This is a genomic window from Rania fehmarnensis (assembly GCF_056494185.1).
This window is the reverse complement of sequence record NZ_CM151398.1, coordinates 5,851,748-5,875,326: the sequence shown is the minus strand read 5'-3', so window position 1 is coordinate 5,875,326 and position 23,579 is coordinate 5,851,748. Positions and strand designations below refer to the sequence as shown.

At 54.5% G+C, this 23,579-nt stretch carries 17 protein-coding genes and 1 tRNA gene; 8 read left to right on the top strand and 10 right to left on the bottom strand.

Annotated elements, in window-relative coordinates; translation table 11 throughout:
* Positions 1-45: 45 nt before the first annotated feature.
* Positions 46-2,763 carry a pyruvate dehydrogenase (acetyl-transferring), homodimeric type gene (aceE, locus tag SH573x_RS20035; RefSeq protein WP_479349510.1) on the bottom strand — a complete coding sequence of 906 codons (2,718 nt, stop codon included), beginning with the start codon at positions 2,761-2,763 and terminating at the stop codon, positions 46-48.
* A gap of 345 nt (positions 2,764-3,108) precedes the next feature.
* On the opposite strand from aceE, the gene SH573x_RS20030 reads away from it, so the two are divergent.
* Entirely contained in the window at positions 3,109-4,095 is a 987-nt protein-coding gene (locus SH573x_RS20030; protein WP_479349509.1) for a glycosyltransferase family 2 protein, read from the top strand.
* Positions 4,096-4,521: 426 nt separating this feature from the next.
* On the opposite strand, the gene SH573x_RS20025 is transcribed toward SH573x_RS20030, so the two are convergent.
* Positions 4,522-5,265 carry an SDR family NAD(P)-dependent oxidoreductase gene (locus SH573x_RS20025; RefSeq protein ID WP_479349508.1) on the bottom strand — a complete coding sequence of 248 codons (744 nt, stop codon included), beginning with the start codon at positions 5,263-5,265 and terminating at the stop codon, positions 4,522-4,524.
* A 476-nt stretch (positions 5,266-5,741) separates the two neighbouring features.
* Here SH573x_RS20025 and SH573x_RS20020 point away from each other — a divergent pair, with 476 nt between their 5' ends.
* Positions 5,742-6,239 (top strand): fasciclin domain-containing protein, encoded by a 498-nt coding sequence (locus SH573x_RS20020; RefSeq protein WP_479349507.1) that lies wholly within the window; start codon positions 5,742-5,744, stop codon positions 6,237-6,239.
* 6 nt (positions 6,240-6,245) lie between these two features.
* Here SH573x_RS20020 and SH573x_RS20015 read toward each other — a convergent pair whose 3' ends face one another.
* From SH573x_RS20015 to SH573x_RS20000, 4 genes are all read right to left on the bottom strand, one after another.
* A complete protein-coding gene (locus SH573x_RS20015) occupies positions 6,246-7,466 on the bottom strand; it encodes a nucleotide-binding protein (protein WP_479349506.1) in 1,221 nt (406 codons plus the stop codon).
* Between the two features lie 84 nt (positions 7,467-7,550).
* The gene (locus SH573x_RS20010) at positions 7,551-9,158 is read right to left on the bottom strand and encodes a type II and III secretion system protein family protein (RefSeq protein WP_479349505.1); all 1,608 of its coding nucleotides are present in this window, start codon (positions 9,156-9,158) and stop codon (positions 7,551-7,553) included.
* A gap of 161 nt (positions 9,159-9,319) precedes the next feature.
* Positions 9,320-10,468, bottom strand: a complete 1,149-nt coding sequence (cpaB, locus tag SH573x_RS20005) for a Flp pilus assembly protein CpaB (RefSeq protein WP_479349504.1) — start codon at positions 10,466-10,468, stop codon at positions 9,320-9,322.
* A gap of 1,475 nt (positions 10,469-11,943) precedes the next feature.
* A complete protein-coding gene (locus SH573x_RS20000) occupies positions 11,944-12,288 on the bottom strand; it encodes a histidine triad nucleotide-binding protein (protein ID WP_479349503.1) in 345 nt (114 codons plus the stop codon).
* A gap of 237 nt (positions 12,289-12,525) precedes the next feature.
* Here SH573x_RS20000 and SH573x_RS19995 point away from each other — a divergent pair, with 237 nt between their 5' ends.
* The 4 genes from SH573x_RS19995 to SH573x_RS19980 all read left to right on the top strand — a co-directional run bounded on the left by SH573x_RS19995 (position 12,526) and on the right by SH573x_RS19980 (position 16,515).
* Positions 12,526-13,272 carry a ParA family protein gene (locus SH573x_RS19995; RefSeq protein ID WP_479349501.1) on the top strand — a complete coding sequence of 249 codons (747 nt, stop codon included), beginning with the start codon at positions 12,526-12,528 and terminating at the stop codon, positions 13,270-13,272.
* Positions 13,265-14,422, top strand: coding sequence for a ParB/RepB/Spo0J family partition protein (locus SH573x_RS19990; protein ID WP_479349500.1), 1,158 nt, complete (start codon positions 13,265-13,267; stop codon positions 14,420-14,422). The genes SH573x_RS19995 and SH573x_RS19990 overlap by 8 nt, the downstream gene beginning before the upstream one ends.
* A 47-nt stretch (positions 14,423-14,469) precedes the next feature.
* Positions 14,470-14,544, top strand: a tRNA-Pro gene (locus SH573x_RS19985).
* 648 nt (positions 14,545-15,192) lie between these two features.
* Positions 15,193-16,515 (top strand): NAD(P)/FAD-dependent oxidoreductase, encoded by a 1,323-nt coding sequence (locus SH573x_RS19980; RefSeq protein WP_479349499.1) that lies wholly within the window; start codon positions 15,193-15,195, stop codon positions 16,513-16,515.
* A 370-nt stretch (positions 16,516-16,885) separates the two neighbouring features.
* On the opposite strand, the gene SH573x_RS19975 is transcribed toward SH573x_RS19980, so the two are convergent.
* From SH573x_RS19975 to SH573x_RS19960, 4 genes are all read right to left on the bottom strand, one after another.
* On the bottom strand, positions 16,886-17,365 hold the full coding sequence (locus SH573x_RS19975) for a response regulator (RefSeq protein WP_479349498.1): 480 nt from the start codon (positions 17,363-17,365) through the stop codon (positions 16,886-16,888).
* Between the two features lie 177 nt (positions 17,366-17,542).
* Positions 17,543-18,715, bottom strand: a complete 1,173-nt coding sequence (locus SH573x_RS19970) for an aminotransferase class V-fold PLP-dependent enzyme (protein ID WP_479349497.1) — start codon at positions 18,713-18,715, stop codon at positions 17,543-17,545.
* A 57-nt stretch (positions 18,716-18,772) separates the two neighbouring features.
* Complete coding sequence (gene moaA / locus SH573x_RS19965; protein ID WP_479349496.1) at positions 18,773-19,900, bottom strand: GTP 3',8-cyclase MoaA; 1,128 nt, start codon at positions 19,898-19,900, stop codon at positions 18,773-18,775.
* A complete protein-coding gene (locus SH573x_RS19960) occupies positions 19,897-20,304 on the bottom strand; it encodes a molybdenum cofactor biosynthesis protein MoaE (RefSeq protein ID WP_479349495.1) in 408 nt (135 codons plus the stop codon). Before SH573x_RS19960 ends, moaA begins: the two co-directional genes overlap by 4 nt.
* Positions 20,305-20,566: 262 nt before the next feature.
* Here SH573x_RS19960 and SH573x_RS19955 point away from each other — a divergent pair, with 262 nt between their 5' ends.
* Both SH573x_RS19955 and SH573x_RS19950 read left to right on the top strand, forming a co-directional pair.
* Positions 20,567-22,684, top strand: coding sequence for a carboxy terminal-processing peptidase (locus SH573x_RS19955; protein ID WP_479349494.1), 2,118 nt, complete (start codon positions 20,567-20,569; stop codon positions 22,682-22,684).
* Positions 22,685-23,554, top strand: a complete 870-nt coding sequence (locus SH573x_RS19950; RefSeq protein WP_479349493.1) for an RAD55 family ATPase — start codon at positions 22,685-22,687, stop codon at positions 23,552-23,554.
* Positions 23,555-23,579: the final 25 nt, after the last annotated feature.

The following is a 23,579-nucleotide window of genomic DNA, read 5'->3' as shown; positions in this document are numbered from 1 at the left end:
CGCAGGGCTGTGATGGTGGTTTCCCACGCTGATGCGTCGGGTTGTTTAGGCAAACAATGGGTTGCGTTTCTCGGGATCGTAACCGAGGTCTTTGATGGCTTTGGCTACATCGGCTGCGCTGAGGGCCCCTTGCTTGCTCAGTCGATATAGGGCCGCGATCGCAATCGATGGTCCATCGACTTCGAAGTGGCGACGGAGCGCGTGCCGAGTTTCACTGCGTCCCATGCCGTCGGTGCCCAAAACATAGTAGTCTTGATCGATATAGGGCAGCAATTGCTCACCCACGGCTCGCACATTATCGCTGGCGGAAATGATTGGACCCTTGACGCCATCGAGCACATTTTGAATGTAACTGCGACGAGGCTTTTGGTCAGGATGCAACATGTTCCAGCGTTCGCATTCTTGGGCATCGCGACGCAACAGCGTGTAACTGGTCACGCTCCATACATCGCTGGCCACCTTGTAGCGTTCGGCCAGGATCTCTTGAGCTTCGATCGCGCTGCGCAGGATAGCGCCGCTGCCAAAGAGTTGCACGCGAAGTTTCGAACCTTCTACTTCACGCGAGTTGAACTTGTAGATGCCTTTGACGATGCCTTCTTCGACACCATCTGGCAAGGCTGGCATGTCGTATTCTTCGTTGTGAACCGTGATGTAATAGATGGCCGTTTCGCCGTCGCGATACAGACGCTTCATACCATCGATCACGATAACCGTCGTCTCATAAGCCCAAGCTGGGTCGTATGGACGCACAGTGGGAAACGCAATGGCATTCAAATGGCTATGACCATCCTGATGCTGTAGTCCTTCACCATTGAGCGTGGTGCGGCCCGCAGTACCACCAATCAAAAAGCCTTTGGCACGCATATCGGCCGCGGCCCAAATCAAATCGCCGATGCGTTGGAAACCGAACATCGAGTAGTAAATGTAGAACGGAATCATGGGCACGCCGTGGGCCGAGTAAGCTGTGGCAGCGGCGTTGAAGCTGCTCATGGAACCGGCTTCGGTGATGCCTTCCTCCAGGATCTGACCATCGGTAGCTTCTTTGTAGAAAGCGATCTGATCGGAATCGACTGGTTCGTATAGTTGGCCCGCATGCGCGTAGATACCCACTTCGCCAAACATGCCTTCCATACCAAAGGTCCGCGATTCGTCGGGCACGATCGGCACGATGTTCTTGCCAATCTTTTTGTCCTTGACCAGTCGCTGCATCAACCGCACAAATCCTTTGGTCGTGCTGGCGCCCTTTATGCCCTCGGTGAAGCGTTTGTACTCTTCCAGTGTGGGTGTTTCGAGCGTCGGGTGATTCTTGGGTCGACTGGGTACCGGTCCGCCCAGCGCACTACGTCGTTCTTCCAGGTACTTGATTTCGTTACTGGTATTGGGTGGTTTATAGAACGGAGCATGGCCAACTTCTTCATCCGAAATCGGAATACCGAAGCGGCTACGGAACTCGAGTAGTTCCTTCTCGTTCATCTTCTTTTGGTTGTGAGCCACGTTACGACCTTCGCCGGCTTCGCCCAGTCCATAACCCTTGATGGTCTTGGCCAGGATGACGGTCGGTTGGCCTTTGTGTTCCACGGCCGCTTTGTATGCCGCATAAACTTTCTCGGGATCGTGGCCACCGCGGCGCATCTTTTCCAGCTTTTCGTCGGAGTAATTGGCCACCAGTTGCAGTAGTTCGGGGTACTTGCCAAAGAAGTGCTCGCGAATGTACGAGCCCGGCATGACCGTGTATTTCTGGTACTGACCATCAACCACTTCGGCCATGCGCTTGGCCAACAATCCAGTTTGGTCTTTTTCCAGCAGTACATCCCAGTCGCCGCCCCAGACAACTTTGATGACGTTCCAGCCCGCACCGCGGAAGAGCCCTTCGAGCTCTTGGATAATCTTGCCATTGCCACGCACTGGGCCGTCCAGTCGCTGCAGATTGCAGTTGATGACGAAGATCAAGTTGTCGAGCTTTTCGCGCGAAGCCAAAGTCAGTGCGCCAAGCGATTCTGGTTCGTCGCATTCGCCGTCACCCAAGAAAGCCCACACCTTCTGGCCCGTGGTGTCTTTCAAGCCGCGATCTTTGAGGTACTCGTTGAAGCGAGCTTGATAGATGGCCATGATCGGTCCCAGGCCCATCGATACGGTGGGGTATTCCCAGAATTCGGGCATCAGCCACGGGTGCGGATAACTGCTCAGCCCCATCTCATCTTGGAGCTCACGGCGGAAGTTATCAAGATTGGCTTCTGATAGTCGCCCTTCAACGAAGGCCCGCGAGTACATGCCAGGCGATGCGTGACCTTGGAAGTAAACGATATCACCACTGTAACCGTCTTTGCCGCGACCTTTGAAGAAGTGATTGAAGGCCACTTCGTATAGTGTTGCGCTGCTGGCAAAGGTGCTGATGTGCCCACCTAGGCCATCATTCTTTTTGTTGGCCCGCACGACCATGGCCATGGCGTTCCAGCGAATGATGCTTTTGATGCGGCGTTCGAGCTCGCGATTGCCGGGGTAGGCTGGTTGCTTGCTGGTTGGGATGGTGTTCAGGTATGGAGTGTTCAGCTCCATCGGAACGTCGACGCCTTCTTGGCGAGCTCGGGTGTCGAGGGTTTTCAGCAAGAACTTGACGCGGTCGGGACCTTTGCTTTTGAGCACATAATCGAGCGAGCCCATCCACTCGCCTGTCTCCACTGGATCGATGTCCGAGGGTGCAGGAATTTGACCTTCTGCCCCTACAGCAGACTCTTCGTCGCTCTCGATCCTCACGTCTGACATCGCTGTGTTCCCCACTTGATTGATTACTTGATCTATTCAGGGCAAGGCCAATGCGGGCCTGAACCATTTGGGTGCTGCCTGGAATCAACCTAGCAACTTGCCGCCGTTGGCTCGATAGCAAACGCGTTTAGCACGCTGGCCAGTGCCCGCAAATCAATGGCCAACCGGCTTCGCCCTTAGCATGCATTTTCGCTTATTTACAGTAAATCGTAAAGCCGTTCGGATTGACGGCTAGGCCCGCGGTTTGGTAATTCCTTCGTTTTGACGCTATGTGAAACCAGATGCCGACGCGCTGCGTCGACTGGAATATTATCCGGCGGAATCAGCCGGTCTACGGGGTTTGCCATGGAAAATAGCCTGATTGTCCCAATTTATAACGAGGTAGAAAACTTACCGATCTTGGTTGGTCAGTTGGTCGAACTGGCTGAGACGCTACCGGGCGAGACCGAAATTGTGCTGGTCGATGATGGTTCAACCGATGGCTCGACGCAACTGCTAGAGACCCTGGCCGGGCAGTACCCCCAATTGGTGGTCGTCCAGTTTCGCCGCAACTATGGCCAGACAGCTGCCATGCAAGCTGGGTTGGAAGCGGCCAGCGGGGCGCGCCTAGTGACGCTCGACGGCGACCTGCAAAATGATCCAGCAGACATCCCAGCCATGTTGGCCAAACTGGACGAAGGTTACGACCTGGTCCACGGCTGGCGCAAAGATCGTCACGACACATTTCTGACGCGAAAGCTCCCGAGCCGGATTGCCAACTGGTTGATATCGCGCGTGACTCGCTTTCCAATTCACGACCTTGGTTGCACATTGAAAGCCATGCGCCGCGAGATCGCCGAGGAATTGGAGCTCTACGGCGAGATGCATCGCTTTATACCTATCTTGGCACATTGGCGCGGCGCGCGTTGCACTGAGATGGTGACGCGCCATCATCCGCGACGCTTCGGCAAGACCAAATACGGACTGTCGCGGACCCTGCGCGTGGTGTTGGATCTACTGACCGTCAAATACATGTTGGACTATTACAGCAGCCCCATGAAGCTGTTCGGTCGCATTGGCTTTGGTTTCTTAGCCACTGGTACGGCCATGATGGTCACTTCGGCGCTCAGCAAACTGCTGCTGAACATCGACATGACCGGCAATCCGCTGCTGTTGCTGGGGGCTATCCTGTGCGTGGTCAGCGTGCAGCTATTTAGTCTTGGATTGTTAGGTGAAGCCAACACACGTCTGTACTATTCGCGCAACAGCCGCCGCCCATTTACCATCCGCAAGATCGTACGCAGCGGAGCGGAAGATGAGCCCATCACGCTTCCCATGCGCAAAGCGGGGTGATGACCTGTGGCCGAAGTCGCCAGACTTTGGATGCGTCACCGATTGATTACATGGCATTAAGGGTTCTGGGTGGCACTGGCTATGCGCAGCATTGCCAGTGCTCCCAACGAAGCGATTGATATTCGATCTTTCAGTGGGATAAACCAATGAAAGCGAAGTTTGTGAGCAGCCAACGGTGCTTCATTCACGAACGAACAAGCGGTCACAGTAACATTCCCCGGAGCTGCGAGCTCAACTTCGCTTACATTGGCTGCTCAACAGACTTGCCAACTGCACCACTTCGTTCCATGCACTGGCAATGCTGCGCATAGCCAGTGCCACCCTGAGGCCTTAGGTGACGCTGTAGCCGAAGTCGCCAGACTTTGTATGCGTCACCGAACGATTTCCAATCTCTGGCGAGATCGGCTACCCTTGTAGCGGTGACATTTACGCTCGTCGTCTGGGGACTAGCTGGGACAGGCCACCGTCGACGTGCATGACTTCGCCGGTAGTCCAATCGTTTAGAGGATCCAGCAACCAGGTGATGGCTGACACGATGTGTTGTGGTTGCCCGAGACGTCCTAGCGCATGCATTTCCGAAGATGCCTGGCTGTTGGTTGGATTCTCCCAGATGCGACGCGTCAGTTCCGTGCAGGTCAAGCCTGGGCTAACCACGTTGACGCGGATATTGTTGGCGGCATAAGTCGCGGCGGCGGCGCGGGCCAGGCCAATAATGCCCGCCTTGGAGGCCGAAATGGCTTCGTGGTTTTGCAATCCAATTTCAGCAGCGGCCGAAGCGATCAGCACTACAGAGCCGCCGGTCTTGCGCATCAGCGTTCCCGCGCAGCGAACCGCTGCAAAAGCTGTGAACAAATTCGTCTCGAGCGTGCTGCGAAACTCTTGATCGCTTGTGCCGTGGCCGGGTTTGAGAATTAGCGAACCGATGCAATTGACGATGCCCTGCAAAGGCTGGTCGAGCAGCTGCGGTTCGAGTACAGCACGCAGCCCATCGCTGCTAGAGAAATCTGACAGATGGCAAGCACTAGTGGCTGGCCCCAGGCGTTCAGCGAGTGCATCAAGCTTTGGTGCGTCGCGGGCGACCAGCAGCACTCTATTGCCACGCGCAACTAAGTGCTCGGCCAGCAGACTCCCTATTGTGCCCGTGGCTCCCATTATAGCAAACGTATTCATTGTCACTCCCAGATGAGTTAAGTCTGTTTCTTTGCTCTTGAGATCGAACAGCTTTTAACTATTGAAGTTCAAAAGACTTCGGATGGCACTGGCTATGCTGCGCATTGCCAGTGCCACCCAAAACCCTAAACACGATGCAACTGCTCGACTTAAAAAGCCGGACGATCTCTTTTGTTATAGGGAGTGCGTCAAGTGTGGCACGCGAAATCTTAACTCTAAAATTTGAATCGAAAGCCAAAATTCGACTTTCAAAAAACGTGCAGAATTTTTTTCACTCGGTAAATCGTTGCTCGCTGCCCGTGCCAATAGCCACTTGCCCCTTGACGCCCTCCTATAACACAGGTGAAGACAGCGAGATCGAGATGCAACCTGCCGGCGGTTGCCTTTGATAGCGTTGCAGAGGCCGAATTTGAATCGCGGCGCTCCGTGGTGGAGTGCTGCGAAACGTTCCGAAACCGAAACTGGAGTTTGTTGTGATGAAGAGCTTTGCATTTGCTTTGTCGATGGTAGCGTTGGCCTGTATGACCGGTAGCGTTGTGGCTCAAGAAGCCAAGACAACCGACAAGACGATCGTTGAAATCGCCGCTGGTAACAAGGATTTCTCGACGTTAGTAGCTGCCGTCAAGGCTGCTGACCTGGTCGAGACCCTCAGCGGCAAGGGACCGTTCACGGTCTTCGCACCGACCAATGCGGCTTTTGAAAAGCTGCCCAAGGGCACTGTTGAGAATCTGCTCAAGCCAGAAAACAAGAAGAAGTTGATCGCTGTCCTGACCTACCACGTAGTGCCTGGCAAGGTGATGGCCGCTGACGTTGTCAAGCTGGACAAGGCCAAGACGGTCCAAGGTCAAGAAGTGATGATCGTCGCTGGCAAAGACGGCGTAAAGGTTGATAAGGCTAACGTAGTCAAGACCGACATCGAAGCCAAGAACGGTGTCATCCATGTGATCGACACCGTCATCCTGCCTAAGGACTAACTTGGACTACTTGGCCTTGGCTTTGCCTGGCCAGAAATTCATCCACGACGAGCTGCCGGAAGTCTCCGGTTGCTCGGTGGGTGTTTCAGGTGCGGGATGGCCACACAGCGCACTCGCCATTTGTTGCATAGCAATGGTGATGGCAGCTTTGGGAGCATGCTCCAGCAACGGCACACCGTTGTTACGCACTTCGACCATTGTGCGGTAGTCGTTCGGAATTTGAGCGAAGATGTCGCGGCCGATTGTTTCACGCGCCTTCTTGAGCTTGATTTGACCGCTTTCCAAACCGACGCGATTGACCACGATCTTCAATCGGTCTCGCAAGCCCTCGATCTCGTCAAATGACATCTGCAACCGGACGAGGTTTCGCAAGCATGGCAAGTCCAGTTGGACTACCAACAATACATCATTAGCCACTTCGATCGCGGACAAGTCGGTCTCGGTGAAACCTTTCGACAAGTCGATGACGATGTGCGAAAACGTCGCCTTCAACAGTCCGAAAACTCTGCGCAGCGAATCAGGGTTAATCAGCCGAACATCTTGCAGCTGCACTGGTCGCGGAAGTAGATACAAGCCTGAACTGTGTTTGGTCAATGACCGCTTCAAAAGTTGGAAGTCAAGTCTAGCAACGTTTTGAGTTACATCGATCAAGCTGTAATCGGGAATCGTGTCCAAGAACACGTCCGCATCACCAACTGCTAGATCCAAGTCGACCAGCGCTACGGTGTTGGCGGGATTGGCGGCCAGGATACAACCCAGGTTGACAGCCACACTGGTGCAACCGACGCCCCCGGAGGCGCCCGCTACGGCGATGATGCGCGAGTTGCGGTTCTTGCCATCGGTACCGCCAAATTTTGTTTGGCTAATGCGACCGAGGGCTCCCATCAATTCTTCGAGCGTCACAGGCAGGGTCAGGAACTCTTTTGCTCCCGCACGAATCGCTTTGAGAATGCGTTGACCGTCGCTGGTGGCGCTGACGGCCAGAAGAGCGCAGTCGGGTGCTTCGCTCCGCATTTTTTCCATCAGGCCGATAGCTTTGTCGGGATCAGCATCCAAGCAAATGACGCCGACATCGGGATTGGACTGGGCGACGACATCCGGAAAGAACTCGTAGCGGGAGCACTCGGCTTCCAACCAGACGATGTCCATACCCAAGAGCATAGTCTTGAGTTTTTCACGCGAGTCATCACGTGGGTCGACGATTGCTAGTCGTAATACGTTACTCATGCGCGCGTTCGTTATCCTTGAATGTTTTCCGCGATTCGGGCTAAGGTCGCGAACTACAAAGTGGTCACTTTGCTGTTATCGTCTTTAGCGAAACATGGGTGCAGTATACGGGCGAGTTGCTGTATTACCGGACTGAACGTTAACACCCGCAACTGGTTGGGCTAGCTTGGGCGCGTTCGGTCCCATGCTCATCGCCGAAGGAGTTGGAATCGGACTATTATCGTAGGCAGGAGCCGAGGTCGGCATGCCGCCAGGGATAGCGCTTCCTTCGCCACCGATCATGCCTGAGTTAACTCCAACACCTGGTTGGCCAGCGATTGGCACTTCCATGTAGCCTTGCCAGTACAGTTCCTTATCGCTTGGGCTGGTCGTATTGAGGCCTGGTCCACCGGCTGGTACTTCACAGGGATCCATAGGACCAGCGAAGTTCGGCGTAACGGTAATCAGCAATTCCACTTCGTTCTGCAGCTCGCGGTTGGAGCGGAAGAAGGTTCCGACGTATGGCAGGTCGCCAAAGAATGGCAGGCCCGTGTTGATCGACTCGGTTCGCATTTGCAGCAAGCCACCGAGGGCCAGTGTCTGACCAGCTTGGAGTTCAACACCTGTCTCCAGATATCGACTGCGCAATCCCGGAACGCTGATACCTTGCAACGTAACGCTGCGCGTCGGATCGATTTCACTAACATAAGGTCGCACTTCCAGCTTCACGCGACCTTCGCCGGCAACCTTGGCCACCATGTCGATGCGAGTACCGTATTCGCGATACTGAATCGCGACCTGTCCCAAACCTGCTGGAACGACGATCGGAATTTCACCACCAGCGTTGAAGCTGGCTGGGCGACCGTCGACAGCGGTGATGGTTGGATTGGCTAGAACTTTAACCAGGTTGTTTTGACGAAGCGCCCGTACCACGCCCAGGAAAGTCGTACTGTTCTGAACAACACCGACTTTGAAGGTCTCACCACCGCTGGTGGCCAAACCGGCTGCACTGGAGGATGCGGACAAAAGTCCCGACACCGATTGAGTGACGGCGTCGTTGCCGTTGATCACTCCCCAGTCGATACCCAGTTCGCGAAGCTTCGTTCGCGATACTTCCATGATCTGAGTTTCCAACTGGATCGTCTGCACGCCCAGCACGTTGACTCGATTGATCACCGTGGGGTAATACTGTTCAACGACTTTTACCACTGCTTCGATATCTTCGTCGCTGGTAACAATGCCTGAAACGATGCAGGCTTGTTGTAGCGGTGTGACACGCAGGTTACCGCTGGGGAACTCTTGGCGCAAGATCGCTTCGACTTCGCGTGCATCACCAATCACCATGACTTGGATGGTGTGAATCGATTCATCACCGGCCATCAGGTCGAGCGTGGTGACGCCCGGTTGTAGAGCGGATATCTGTAGGCGATTGCCACCTTCCAGCGGCAGCACAGACAAGATATTCGGATTTTGAATGCGAATCTGTTTGAAGGCTTTGTCGGTCGAGATCTCGCGACTAGTGTTGATCACCATGTTGACTTTTTGCTGATTGTCAACAGAGACCAGCTTGACGGAGTCTGGACTTGAGCCAACGTTGATTCCGCCGGGTTGTTGAGCCATGGCCGACTCAAGGGCAGCGGAACTAAGCGCAGAGCCCAACATTGCTGCGATACTCAAACGAGCGAGTCGCTTGAAGACGCTGGTGGAAACCATCGGCTCACATCCTTGTGTATTTCTCGGTTTTATGCAGAGTCGCGTGGACCTTCCCTGGTACCAATTGACTTTGCAACCCGTTAGGGCGTTTACTGACTCAACCAGTCACTGCGAGTGCTGTTGCAGTGACTGGTTCCATGAACTTGCGAGGGGTAACTTGTTCATTGTCCAGTCTTAGGCGGCAGAGGCGAACCAGCTGGTGGCTTAGCTCCCCCATAACTTGCGCCGGACTTAGTAGGTGACTTCGGTTCAGGGGCACCGGTGGCTTCACTTAGCGAAGGCGCGGTGTCTGACTCTTCACCAGTAGCAGTAGCGCCGGCACCTGTTGGGTAAACCGGAGCGTAACCGCCAAGACCACCGAACAAATTAGCCGTCGAAACTGGTAGACCTGCTGGGCTTGCGCCTTGTCCGGGCGCACTGTCTACACGTTGAGGCAACTCGTTATCGTTAGTCCACTGATACTTGGTCACTCCACTTGGAGTAATGATCAGCAATTCCTTCTTCTTTTCTTCAGTCGGCGGTGCAACAGAAGTCTGTGAAGGCCCACCAAAGATGTCAGCACCGTTAGAACCGCTAGAGTTTACCATGCTGGCCACCCGTGTATCGGAACCGCGCACCCAAGAGATGAACTCTTGTCCAGTATCAGTTCCTTCGGTGGCATCTTGATTCTCGATGGTGCCCCGCAGCGTGCACCGCAGCTCACCCATGGCCGTGGCCAGGTTGAGCGCATCCATCTGGCTTTCATGGACCAGCAGCTGGAACGTCGTGGCTCGATTGTTAGTTCCTGGATCGTTATCGCGAACGGTCACACCGTTGATACCAAAGATGCGCACATTGCGCATTACGGTGCGACTTTCAGTGATGCTGTTTACTTTAAATGTGCCCATCACATCGACGCGGGCACCTGGTTTGATGTAGCCACTACCGCCGTTGCGTTCGTTTACTGATAAGTCGAAGACGCGGAAGCCACGTGGAATCTCGGTATCCACTCCGACGATGGAGTCGTTTAGCTTGCCAGCCAGAATTGGTTCGCCTGGGTACATGCGTTGGCGAACGTAACGATCTTTGATTTCTTCGAGTTTGAAGATGGCTCCATCAGGAATGCGATTCTGGGGCCACTGCTCGAGCTTGAATAGTTCGGGACTGAGCTTGGTGTTGACGTCGATGTCTTTCACCGCCACGTAGATCTCGACCGTCGGAGCTTCGGCGGGACCTTGCTTCTGATCCATCATGACCTGACTGATACCCACGGACGCAACCGTGCCGCAGCCCAGGGCAATGATGAGCAATAGTAATGACTTGGCGCGCATGGACAAACTGCCTTAACCGGTAAGTTTACTGAGCGAGGCGTCAAGTCCGATCGACGCGCTCCACACAGGGAGGGAAACGCCCTCGACTCCAGTTCTCAGGCTTTGTCAGTCCTATCCATTGGCATTTCAGAGGTTAGAAATGCAAGCATTTCCCCTCGAGCGCTTCAGCCATTAAGATGGCGAGCGTTTGCTCAAATGACAAAGTTTGGCTGACAGTTAAACCCTATCTCACAACCGGCTCGGGCGGCAGAGAGAATACCGCACGGTTGTTCCATAGACGCAGAAATCGACTTAAGCCACCATTTAACTGTACGGAAAATCACTATAACCGTTCAGATCGTTATAGCTTTACAAATGTGTTTAGCTAGCTAAGGCTCTTTGGAGTGCGGGGCGAACAAACAAATTGAAACACCAGGTCGAAGACTTGTCTGCGATCCTCTGCGTCTCTGCGTTGAACAGATTCATCTAAAACGCAGAGGGGCGCAGAGCCCGCAGAGAAAGCGCTGAGGACACGAGCACCTGTGTACCGCATGTTGTAAGGCGGCGATCGAAGTCATCATCTGGTTTGACTTGTCTGCGATCCTCTGCGTCTCTGCGTTGAACAGATTCATCTAAAACGCAGAGGGGCGCAGAGCCCGCAGAGATAGCGCTGAGGACACGAGCACCTGTGTCCCGCATGTTGTAAGGCGGCGATTGAAGACATCATCTGGCTTGACTTCTCTGCGATCCTCTGCGTTTCTGCGTTGAACAGATTCATCTAAAACGCAGAGGGGCGCAGAGCCCGCAGAGAAAGCGTTGAGGACACGAGCACCTGTGTACCGCATGTTGTAAGGCGGCGATCGAAGTCATCATCTGGTTTGACTTGTCTGCGATCCTCTGCGTTTCTGCGTTGAACAGATTCATCTAAAACGCAGAGAACGCAGAGCCCGCAGAGAAAACGTTGAGGACACGAGCACCTGTGTACCGCATGTTGTAAGGCGGCGATCGAAGTCGTCATCTGGTTTGACTTGTCTGCGATCCTCTGCGTCTCTGCGTTGAACAGATTCATCTAAAACGCAGAGGGGCGCAGAGCCCGCAGAGAAAGCGTTGAGGACACGAGCACCTGTGTACCGCATGTTGTAAGGCGGCGATCGAAGTCATCATCTGGTTTGACTTGTCTGCGATCCTCTGCGTCTCTGCGTTGAACAGATTCATCTAAAACGCAGAGGGGCGCAGAGCCCGCAGAGATAGCGCTGAGGACACGAGCACCTGTGTCCCGCATGTTGTAAGGCGGCGATTGAAGTCATCATCTGGTTTGACTTCTCTGCGATCCTCTGCGTCTCTGCGTTGAACAGATTCATCTAAAACGCAGAGAACGCAGAGCCCGCAGAGAAAGCGTTGAGATCGCAAGTGCCTGTCTACCGCAGGCTGCGCTGTGGTTTGGTTATTGCATCAAAACTACGGCGTTGCTGTAGTACTCCAAGGAGCCGGCAGCGTTATCCTGGCGGCCACTTCAGCGGTCGGCCGCCCAGGATGTGGAAGTGGAGGTGATCGACCGATTGGCCGCCATCGCGTCCACAATTGACGACCACTCGATACCCGGATTCAGCGATGCCTAGCTGCCGCGCCAAGTTAGGGATCACTGTCCAGATATGGCCCAACAGAGCAGCATCAGTATCCTGAAGCTGATCAAGCGATTCAATTGGCTTCTTTGGAATCACGAGCACATGTACCGGTGCTTGTGCCGAGATGTCGTGAAACGCTAGACACTGCTGATCGTCGTGCACCAGCTTGGCCGGGATCTCTCCGCGAATGATTTTGGCAAAAATTGTTTCCGCCATAATATCCTCCCTCTATCAATCGTAAATCTTGAACAATCGAGCACAAAACGCATGCTTCCACCGGTTTCCTGTGAAACGCTAGCGTAGTCGTAAGTCCTTACCCAGCAGTTTCTCGTGAAACTGCTAGCAATGTTTTGCCATTTGCACCAACCATCAAACTTGGCATAATCGCCCGCACTGCGATACGCATGGAATAGCGTATCAACTAGCGACCATTGGCCAAGGGAGAGGCCTATTGTGGGACGCATATTATGCGTAGCCAATCAGAAAGGTGGAGTGGGTAAGACCACGACCGCCGTCAATCTCGCGGCCGGCCTGGCCAAGGCGGGCCAGCGGACGCTACTGATTGATCTCGATCCCCAGTGTAACGCCACTAGTGGGCTGGGATTCAAACCAGCCGACAGCCATCCTCTACTGCTCGTTGATGGTTTGCGTGACAGTTTGTTCGAGACCAGCCAAGAAAATCTGACACTCTTGCCCGGCAGTCGCTCGTTTGTAGACGTCGACCGGCTGGAACGAGGTGAAGTCAGCGATGCCCATACGCTCAAGCAGCATCTAGAAGCCGGTATGGGCGCTTTTGATTTTGTGCTGATCGATTGTCCACCATCGCTGGGCCAGTTAACTCAAGCCGCTTTGGCTGCCAGCACGGAAGTATTGATGCCCATCCAATGCGAATTCTACGCAATGGAAGGGCTGACCCAGATGATTCAAGTCATTCGTCAAGTAATGCAGAGCGGCGCTGGAAGATTGGCCTTTGGCGGGATCCTACTGACTATGTATGATCCGACCCTCGAACTGACCTACGAAGTCGACGCGGAAGTCCGCGAATTCTTCGGAGACATTGTGTTTGATACGGTGATTCCCCGCGATGTCGCGGTCTCGGAAGCCCCGAGCCACGGCACGAGCGTATTGGATTACGCTCCGCGATCACGCGGATCACGAGCTTACCTGGAACTATGCATGGAGGTATTGGAACGTGACTAAAGATAGAAGACTCGGTCGTGGCCTGGCTGCCCTCTTGGGAACTCCGATGGACGAAACCAATGTCGTCGAAGGCGCAGTAGTCGAAGGCGAAGGTCAAACGCCTGGCGTGTCGAATTTCTCAGCCCCGCGGCCCGCACCCACTGGCAGCGCTCCCAGCGTGCCTGCCACGCGTCCTCGCGCCGCTGCACCCGCCGGAGTCACCGGATCGGTGCCATTGAGCAGCGTTTTATCAGCACCTGCGCAATCTGCACAGGATGCACAGCCCAGTGTCATCCCAATGCAAAGCCACTCACTTACCAAGTCACGAACCGAGCCAGAAGTGGCCAGCCCCACCTCGCTAGAGATCGACGTGGCCTTGATCGATGCCAATCCCTTCCAGCCGCGTCGACAATTCAACGAAGAAGAAATCGCGTCGCTGGCCGAAAGCATCAAAGAACATCAGCAATTGCAACCGGTGCTGGTTCGCCAGGTGGGGAGCCGATATCAGCTGATCAGCGGTGAACGTCGGCTGCGAGCCACGATTCACGCTGGCCTAACCAAAGTTCGCGCTGAAGTTCGCGAAGCCGATGATCGATTGGTGGCCGAACTGGCGATCGTCGAGAACTTGCAACGCAAGGACCTCAATCCCATTGAGAAGGCGCTATCCTTCCGCCGCTACTTGGACGAGCACCATTGTACGCAAGACGAATTTGCCAAGCGGCTGAAGATTGATCGCTCAACGATAGCCAATCTCATGCGCTTGCTGGAATTGCCCCAGCCAATTCTTGAGGCGGTGCAGAACGACAAGCTGTCGGCTGGTCATGCCCGCGCTTTATTGCCTCTGGGTGAGGAAGCTCAGCAACTGGCCATGACGCGTCAAATTCAAACGGAAGGCTGGAGCGTCCGCCAAACCGAGCACGCAGTCACGGAGATCTTGGCTCGGGAAGATGGCGAGGAAACGGTCAAACCACGCGGAAAGCGCGGTGCGGCGCGAACCGTGACGCCCTTGATCGCGTCCTTGGAGCAAGAGTTAAAGCGTTCGTTGGGCACAAAGATCGAGATTCGACAAACAACTCGCGGTCGCGGGAAAATTGTGGTTCATTTCCACAGTGCCGAAGAATTCGAGCGGATTCGTGATATTCTTGCTCCAGGTAGCCGGGCCGCAGCCTGAAGACGCCTTGCAGGTTTTTCGCCAATCCACTAAAAACTCTCTTCTTACGGGGTGTAGCGCAGTCTGGCTAGCGCATCTGGTTTGGGACCAGAGGGTCGTAGGTTCGAATCCTATCACCCCGATTTTGATTCGAGCCCGTAGGGGCTCGAATCAAAATAGAGAGTAGATGGGAGAAAGTTGAAAGTAGAGAAGACCAGATCGGGAATTGGTTGTTCGAACACCAACGACAGATCCGGTGCTAAAGACTACTTTCTCCCATCTACTCGGTCTACTCACTTCTCTTGAAGTAGTTGATGACGTTCGCTTTCAAGAAGCGTTCGACCTACTTTCTCCCATGATCTACGGTAGTGTTCCCTCCCTCTTTTAGAGATCGTACAGCCTTTACCTAACGAAATTCAAAGGCCTTAGGGTGGCACTGGCTATCCGCAGCATTGTGCCAAGAAGTTCGCAGGGTGCTGGGAATTAAACGCAAAGACGCAGAGACTCGCAGAGAAGTCCAAGCATGCAGTTGCCCTGAGCCAATGTTTTCTGCGTTTCCTCTGCGGACTCAGCGCTCTCTGCGTTTGGAATGATTTTTTCTTGAACGCTAAGCAGCAGTGGGACGCCATCCAGGGAGAATCCGGGCGAGGTGCCAAAATCAGATGGACAAAAATTTTTCCATCTTCTTGTTCAAACAACTATTGTTTTAACGGTTACTATCTCCGATAATTGCGACTGAGCCGATGGTGGGTTGGTCTGCGAGTCTGGGTCTTACGGTAGTGGAGTTGGTTATGGTCAGCAAAATTCCGAGCGAAACGGACGTGATAGTAATTGGTGGTGGCCCGGCTGGTTCGACTGCCAGCACGCTGATTGCCAAGAGTGGCCACAAGGTTCAGTTGTTTGAGCGCGAGAAGTTTCCACGCTTTCACATCGGCGAGTCGCTGATCCCCGAGACTTATTGGGTGCTCGAGCGCTTGGACATGCTGCCCAAGATGAAGGCCAGCCGGTTTGTGCATAAGCACAGCGTGCAATTTGTGAATTCGTCGGGCAAAGTTTCGGCCCCATTTTACTTCTACGATAACAAGCCGCATGAGTGTTCGCAGACGTGGCAAGTTGTGCGGAGCGAGTTCGACCAGATGATGCTCGAGAACGCTCGCGAGCATGGCGTAGAAGCTCACGAACAGATTCGCGTACGCGATGTGATCATGGAAGGTGATCGCGTCGTGGGCGTTAAGTTATTAGATGCCGAAGGGCAGCCGCACGAAATTCGCGCCAAAGTGGTGGTCGATGCTAGTGGCCAGAGCGGCTTGTTGATGAACAAGTTCAAGCTGCGCGTATGGGATCCAGTGTTGAACAAGGGCGCAGTGTGGACTTATTGGGAGAACGCCTATCGGGACACTGGCAAAGACGAAGGTGCCACGGTGGTGTTGCAGCTGGACAACAAGCTTGGATGGTTCTGGTACATCCCGCTGCATGATAATCGCGTGAGCATTGGAGTTGTGGCGCCGTTTGACTACATCTTCAAAGGACGCGGCGATCACGAGACAATCTACGCCGAAGAACTTGAACGCTGTCCAGCTGTCAAGGAACGCATCAAAGATGCCACGCGCATCTCTGGTTACTTCGCCACTCGCGATTATTCGTATCGCGCCAAGGAAGTTGCCGGAGAAGGCTGGGTGATGGTGGGTGATGCATTTGGATTCTTGGACCCGCTGTATTCCTCCGGAGTTCTGCTCGCGCTGAGGTCCGGTGAAATGGCGGCGGATGCGATTGTTGAAGGGCTGGCCAATGGTGATACCAGTGGCGCTCAACTGGGCAAGTGGGGACCGACACTAAATCAAGGCATCGATCGCATGCGTCGTTTGGTTTGCGAATACTACGACGGCTTCAGCTTCGGCAACTTCATGCGTGAGTACCCTGAAATGCGCGGAACCGTAACTGACTTGTTGATCGGTGACTTGTTTACCAACAAGGTCGATAAAGTCTGGGGACCGATGGAGCAAACATACAAGGATCCCAAAGATGGCTTTGCCAAATGGAGTGACGGCATGGACGATGAACAAGCCCATCATCGTCTGAACGAACTGGTCCTCCCCGCCGGCCCTCGGCCCTAAACCGCAGGGCGTTAGCCCCGGTTCCTTAGGAGACCGTACGGCTTTTAAGTTGTTCAGAAGCATGGCGTTAAGGGTTCTGGGTGGCACTGGCTATGCGCAGCATTGCCAGTGCTCAAAACGAAGCGTTTGATACGCGGTCTTTCGGTTGCATCAACCAATGAAATCGAAGTTCGTGAGTACCTTGCGGTGCTTCATTCCCGAAAGACCAAACCGGTCGCATGAGCGTCCCCCAGAGGTGCGAGCACAACTTCGATTACATTGGCTGCTCTACGGGCTTGCCAACCGCACCACTTCGTTCCATGCACTGGCAATGCTGCGCATAGCCAGTGCCACCCCCGGTTCCTAAACCGCAGGGCGTTAGCCCCGGTTCCTAAACAACACCGCCGTGAGCGTTGAAAACCGAGGCTAACGCCGGCGGCTTAGTCTGGGTTCCGATATGTAACTTGGGCGTGTGGGTACGACGATGGCGCTGCGCGAGGCTCGGATAGATTTGCAGTAGCAACTCAGCGGAAAAGCCTTCAACGAAATGAAAGTCGAACTCCAAGGTTGACTCAACCGGGCTCGATGACTCGTAGAGGTGAGAGACGATCACCACATGCCTTGCCCAGGGCCGCGACCTCAACAGTTTGGCGGTGCATGCTCCACTGCGTCTGGGCCAGCCTATTTCCATCACGACCAGGTCGGGCATAAATTCTTCGGCCACAACCAGCGCATCCAAGCCATGAGCGACGCACGTGACTGCGTCGATCGAACAGCGAGTTTGGCACATCAATTGTCGTTCGAAGTTTCGAGCTGCGATCGGATGGTTATCGACGATCAAAATGCGCAGCGATGCTGAGGGGGCATGCATGGCAAGACTCGCGGGGGCAGAGCGATGAGGGGGCAGGCAGGAGATAAGGGGGACTCGATCGACCATCGGACCCTTGAGGTAGATCAATCGAACATTTGCCGCTGACACTTGCAATTATCAACCACGCAGCAGCCGCGCGTAATCAATGTGGCGATTATGTGGCGCAAGCTCGGTCGCTTACTCGATGGCTTGTAGCATGCTGGCCAAGGCATGCACCGTATCATCCAAATCGACTGCAGCGGGTTGGTGGCCCAAGCTCAAACGTAATGTGCCACCCTTATTGTGCGAACCGATGCATTCGTGCACCAGAGCAGCACAGTGAAAACCAGCCCGAGCTTCGATGCCGAAGTTGGCATCCAGCACTGCGGCTGCTTCATGAATGTCCCAGTCGTTGGGTAACAAGCTGATGACGGGCAGCCACTGACCGACTTCGGAGTGTCCGATTACCTGCAATTGCTCAGGTGATATTCGGCTGCGAAGTTCCTTGAGAAACCGCGCCAGCGGCTCTTGCCATGTGTTCCACTGGTCTGGGTGCAGGTCCAGCAGTTGTTCGGCTGCTACAGCCATCGAGATGACCGCAGGCAGATTCAGATTGCCAACTTCGACTGAATGGGGCCACACATTTTCGGCATCCAGCAGTTCGCTCGAGAGGCCGGTTCCACCATACATCAGAGGCTGGATGTGCTCATGCAATATCGGACTAGCTGCCAAGAATCCGCTACCTGGCAGAGCGCGCAGTCCCTTGTGACCAGCGGCCACCAGCACATCGATGCCCGCCGCTTGCATGTCAATTGGAATGTAGCCCAGCGACTGCGATGCGTCGACGATGAACAGCAGATCATGGCGTTTGGCTAGTTGGCTCCACGCGGTCAAGTCTTGAACGCACCCCGTAACATTCGACGCATGTCCCACGATCAGCGCTTGCGTTTGTTTGGTGATTAGCGGTTCAGCCGCTTGCGGATCGACATAGCCGCCTAAATCGCAAGGCACAACCGACATGGTCATGTTTGCGGTTGACTGCAGATGACGCAGTGGGCGCAGCACGCTGTTGTGTTCGATGGCGGTGGTCACCACCTGCTGTCCGCAGCGCAACCAACCAAAGATAGCTGCATTGAGTGCGTGGGTACCGCTGGAACAAAAGGCAACATCCGAGGCGTCGCTGGCACCGACCAATCGCGCGAGGCTTTTACGGGCACGCACCACCCATTTCTCAGCGGTTTGGGCACTGGAATACGCGCCCCGGCCACTCGTGGCTCCGCATTGGCGAATAAACTCATCCGCTGCTATCACAGCCGTTTCCAGCTTGGGCCAGCTGGTGGCTGCTTGATCCAAGTAGATTCTGCGCTGCATCAAGAATCCCAATATAGTTTATGCGTAAAGTAATTGCGCCGAGCGCATTGGCTGGAATTATCCACCAATTTGGAACATGGCTCGTTCCGGTGGTGAAAAATCAGCGGCATCGATGCCATGGGCAGCGCGTTTGGCCTGCAGGCAATTGCGAATTGTCGCTTCGATCAGCTCCGACGATGCCTGGCTGCGTAGCAACTGGCGCACATCCCACTCTTCCCGTCCGAACAGGCAGTTGCGCAACTTGCCATCGGCGGTCAGGCGTAAACGGTCACAGCCAGCACAAAACGGTTGAGTCACCGAGTCGATAAAGCCGACGCCCCCGCGGCCATCGGCAAATCGAAATTCGCTTGCCGGCTGGGCCGGATCGTGAGCAGAGGCCGGAATAAGTCGTCCCACCTGATGCTCGATTTGTTGTCGCAGTTCATCGCCGCTGACCATCTGCTGGCGACTCCAGGCGCGATCTGCATCCAAGGGCATAAACTCAATGAACCGCAAGGTGAAATCGTGATGGCGGGCGAACGCGACCAACTCGATCACTTCGCTAAAATTCACCTCGCGCATAACCAGCGCATTCAGTTTCACCACTAGCTCACTGCGAGCAGCGGCGGCTTGGATGCCTGCCAGGACTTTGTCGAGTCCATCGCGGCGTGACAGGCGTTTAAAGGTCTCCTCACGCAATGTGTCCAGGCTGATATTGATGCGCTTCAAACCGGTAGACACCAGCTGATCAAGCTGGTCAGCTAACAGCATGCCATTGGTAGTGATAGCCAAATCGTCGATGCCCGGTGTTTGGCTCAGTCTTTGAATTAATTCAGGCAGATTGGGACGCATGAGCGGTTCGCCACCTGTGATTCGCACCTTGCGAATCCCAAGTGTCGCAACGACTTCTACAAACTTGGCGATCTCATCGGTAGTCAGCAGTCGCTGGCTGTCCATGAACTGAGCGACTTCGGGCATGCAATACTGGCAGCGAATGTTGCAGCGATCCGTCACGCTAATACGCAGGGAGCGGTGCACACGTCCAAAGGTATCCATCAGCGGTAGCGGCGGAGATAAGTGAGTCGATCCGGCGCTGGGCCGGGAGTCGCCTGACGGCGTGTCGCTCGTGGATGCCAGGCACGAATTGCTGGTTAAACTGCTCGGCGAGTCATATTTGGATTGTGGATTGCTGATGTCGTGCGTCATGTTGGATGGACCCAGGCCGACTGGCTGTGGCCATGCTCGCACTTCCAGATAGGTACATGTTCTTTTAGTTGGTCGATCAACCATCGCGCCGCGTCGAAGGCGGCATCGCGATGGGCCGCACCAACAGCCACTGCGACGCTTGCCTGGCCAATGTCCACCCGGCCCAGGCGATGACAAATGACCACTTCTTCAAGGTTCCAACGGGCTCGTGCTTGATTTTCCAACTGAGCGAGCATCTTTTGGGCCATGTCGGTGTAGCCGTCGTACTCCAAAAACAGGGTTTCTTGAGTGCCAGTCCACTGGCGTGTGGTGCCCACAAACAAAACTTCTGCCCCGCAGCTCGGTTTAGTTACTTGGGCCAACATGGCCGCGGTATCAATTGCATCGTGGGTTAGTTGAATCACCAGCCGTTTCCTCGATTATATGCAAACCCATACTCCGCCAGGAGCATGAAACAGGCGATAGCGGCAACAAAAGCTGCGGTTGCCTCACCTAGAACCCATGGGCATGGTGGGATTGTCCGCTACCACCCGCCGCTGATTCTGATCCATGTTGCTACGGACGCCCAATTATCCTACTATTGCAGAGTAAAAGCGGCGCTACCCTGCTTGCCAAGTTAGCCCAAACCGTCGTCATTGTCGCCCATTTTTCTTGGAAAGTTGTCAAATGCAAAAAGCCAACCGAAAGCTATTGGCGTTTGGGGCAGTTGTCAGTTTGATTGTATCGCCGATAGTCTTCGCCGCGGAACCACCACCGCGCGTTTCGGACATGAAGGAGTTTCGGGCTAAGGACCGCATCGTTATCAAAAGCGTGGCGGAGATGATGGACAACCAGCACTTGTCCAAGCACGACCTGGATGACGAAATTTCCAAACGAGCCTTCGATCAATTCTTCAAGTCGCTTGACCCCTTCAAGTTGTACTTCTACCAAAGCGATATCGATGGCTTTATGAAGAGCTACACCAAGCTCGACGATGAAGCCAAACGCGGCCGTGGCGAAGAGGGCGACTTTCCTATTAAGGTCTTCAAAGTCTTCCTCGATCGCGTAGATGAACGCGTCAAGATGGCTCACGAAGAAATCGATCGCGAACACGATTTCACCGTCGATGAAAAGATGGCTGCCGATCGCGAAATCGTCGAGTATCCCAAGACCCCAGACGAAGCGCGTGATCGCATGCGCAAGCAGATCAAGTACAGCTTGCTGCTACTGAAAAATGAAAAGGTCGCCGAAGGCGACGAACAAGCCAAGAAAAAAGCTCAAGAGGATCCCAAGGCACGTCTGCATCGTCGCTACGACAGTATCCTCAAGCGTCAACATCAAACCGATGCCGATGAAGTGCTCGAAACCTACGTCACGGCGCTGACCACTAGTTTTGATCCGCACACTTCGTATATGGCCCCCAAGACGCTGAACAACTTCGACATCGTCATGAGTTTGAAGCTGGAAGGTATCGGCGCCCAACTGACGCTGGAAGACGGTTTCACCACCATCACCAACGTAGTACCTGGCGGCGCAGCCGATCGCGATGGACGTTTGAAAGCCGGTGATCGCATCGTTAGCGTTGGCCAAGGCACCGACGGTGAGATGGTCGATGTTCTCGATATGAAACTCGACGATGTGGTATCGAAGATTCGCGGTAATGCGGGCACCCTGGTTCGCTTGGGTGTGCGTCCTGCTACGGGTGGTGACGTAGTGATTTACAACATCACGCGCGCCAAGATCAGCTTGGAAGACAGTGCTGCGCGTAGCGAAATCGTCGAACATGGCAAGAAACCAGATGGCTCGCCACTGAAGGTGGGCTACATCGATCTGCCTAGTTTCTACCTGGATATGAAAGGTGCTAAGGGCAAGAACGATAACAACTACAAGAGTTCGACACGCGACGTGCGCAATATCCTGGCGACCTTCCGTGAATCCAACGTCGACGCAGTTATCATCGACCTCAGCCGCAACGGCGGTGGTAGCTTGACCGAAGCCATCAGTCTGACCGGCTTGTTTATCGATCACGGTCCCGTCGTTCAAGTGAAAGACCCTTCGGGCGAAGTACAAGTCTACGACGACGAAGATAGCGGTGCCGCTTGGGATGGTCCGCTGGTTGTCATGACCAGTAAGGAAAGTGCCAGTGCCAGCGAAATCTTCGCTGGAGCGATTCGCGATTATCGTCGTGGAATTGTCGTTGGTGATCCACAAACGCACGGCAAAGGTACGGTTCAGAGCTTGGTAGATCTCGGAATGAGCCTGACCAATCGACCCAATGTCTACGGCGCGCTGAAGATTACGATTCAGCAGTTCTACTTGCCTGACGGCAAGAGCACCCAACGTGAAGGTGTACCTTCCGATGTGATCCTGCCGGCGATTACGTCCGCCATGGACATCAGCGAAGCGGACCTGGACTTTGCCCTGCCCAGTGATGAAGTACGCAAAGCTGGTCATCAAGACTACGGATTGGTTAACGAGCAAGTGCTCGAAAAACTGCGTGGCCGCTCCAGCACGCGCGTCAAGAACAGCGAAGGCTTTGACAAGCTGCTCAAGCGAATTGAACTTTATCGATCGCAGAAAGACGAGAAGTACGTTTCGCTGAACGAACAAGCCTTCTTGGAGCGTCGCAAAGAATTCGACGCTGAAAAAGAAGAAGAAAAGGTCATCATGGATGCCCAGCAGCCTAAGAAGGATGTCTTCAAGAAAGACTACTACACCGAAGAGGTGCTGAATATCACGACCGACTACGTAGAAGCGGTTAACTCGCTGGACCTAGCCGACAACACTCGTCCGAATAAGCGATAGATGCAGTCGAGATTATCTACTGGCCTGGCCAAGTTAGACGAGTCCCTGGGCGGCGGTTTGCTCCCGGGGACTCTGACTATGGTCATTGGTGCTACCGGTGTGGGCAAAACTCAGCTCGCTATGGCTTTTCGCCAGGCGGGCATGCAGCAAGAAGGCCAGCCTGGTGCGATCATTGATTTATCCAGTCGTGGTGATTCGCAGAATCACGATGGCTATGGACAGCGCATGTTCGCTCAGCCACTGACGTTGGCTGATCCGCGTCGCGATGAATTGCCCAATCCGTTTACACATGGGCGGCCCGAAGATGTTCTGCCCTTCCTGGGCTACAGCGGCCAGCGCGTGCTGCGCAGCCAAATGGATGTCGACCAGTGGCATACCTGGCAATCCGAACTGAATCGTCGCTTGCCTTATCTGTCGCGATTCGTCTATGGACACCTGGTCCACGGCACGCGGCGGTTTATTGTCGACGGCATCGAACCGCAATCACAACGTTCGGATTCGTTGCAGCTAGATCTGCTGGAAAGCATCTATCATCGCATGCTGCGTCAGGAGCATGATTGGCTAGCCCGAGAAGTATTTCGCGAACGCTTTCGCGAGTTATCTCCGCAGGTGATGCAGCATGCGTTCGATCACCAGCATTCGTCAGCCATGGTGTTGATCACAACCACCGAATCGATGCTCGACCAATTGATGATGCGTCCGCTGGCCGACGGCGACCTGGCCGCCGGAGCAAACACGGTCATTCTCATGGGCCGCATGTTGGTCGATGGCCGCATGCAGCGCGGCCTCTACATCGCGAAACATCGCGGAAGTGCCGCCGATGATCGAATAGTCCCTTTCACGATCGACGATCATGGACTAGTAATCTAAGCCGTAGGCGTTAGCCTCGGTTGCT

What these genes read in the sequence shown, in the direction of transcription:
- aceE (WP_479349510.1), bottom strand. Translation starts at nt 2,763, where the DNA reads ATGTCAGACGTGAGGATCGAGAGCGACGAAGAGTCTGCTGTAGGGGCA.
- SH573x_RS20030 (WP_479349509.1), top strand. Translation starts at nt 3,109, where the DNA reads ATGGAAAATAGCCTGATTGTCCCAATTTATAACGAGGTAGAAAACTTA.
- SH573x_RS20025 (WP_479349508.1), bottom strand. Translation starts at nt 5,265, where the DNA reads ATGAATACGTTTGCTATAATGGGAGCCACGGGCACAATAGGGAGTCTG.
- SH573x_RS20020 (WP_479349507.1), top strand. Translation starts at nt 5,742, where the DNA reads ATGAAGAGCTTTGCATTTGCTTTGTCGATGGTAGCGTTGGCCTGTATG.
- SH573x_RS20015 (WP_479349506.1), bottom strand. Translation starts at nt 7,466, where the DNA reads ATGAGTAACGTATTACGACTAGCAATCGTCGACCCACGTGATGACTCG.
- SH573x_RS20010 (WP_479349505.1), bottom strand. Translation starts at nt 9,158, where the DNA reads ATGGTTTCCACCAGCGTCTTCAAGCGACTCGCTCGTTTGAGTATCGCA.
- cpaB (WP_479349504.1), bottom strand. Translation starts at nt 10,468, where the DNA reads ATGCGCGCCAAGTCATTACTATTGCTCATCATTGCCCTGGGCTGCGGC.
- SH573x_RS20000 (WP_479349503.1), bottom strand. Translation starts at nt 12,288, where the DNA reads ATGGCGGAAACAATTTTTGCCAAAATCATTCGCGGAGAGATCCCGGCC.
- SH573x_RS19980 (WP_479349499.1), top strand. Translation starts at nt 15,193, where the DNA reads ATGGTCAGCAAAATTCCGAGCGAAACGGACGTGATAGTAATTGGTGGT.
- SH573x_RS19975 (WP_479349498.1), bottom strand. Translation starts at nt 17,365, where the DNA reads ATGCATGCCCCCTCAGCATCGCTGCGCATTTTGATCGTCGATAACCAT.
- SH573x_RS19970 (WP_479349497.1), bottom strand. Translation starts at nt 18,715, where the DNA reads ATGCAGCGCAGAATCTACTTGGATCAAGCAGCCACCAGCTGGCCCAAG.
- moaA (WP_479349496.1), bottom strand. Translation starts at nt 19,900, where the DNA reads ATGACGCACGACATCAGCAATCCACAATCCAAATATGACTCGCCGAGC.
- SH573x_RS19955 (WP_479349494.1), top strand. Translation starts at nt 20,567, where the DNA reads ATGCAAAAAGCCAACCGAAAGCTATTGGCGTTTGGGGCAGTTGTCAGT.
- SH573x_RS19950 (WP_479349493.1), top strand. Translation starts at nt 22,685, where the DNA reads ATGCAGTCGAGATTATCTACTGGCCTGGCCAAGTTAGACGAGTCCCTG.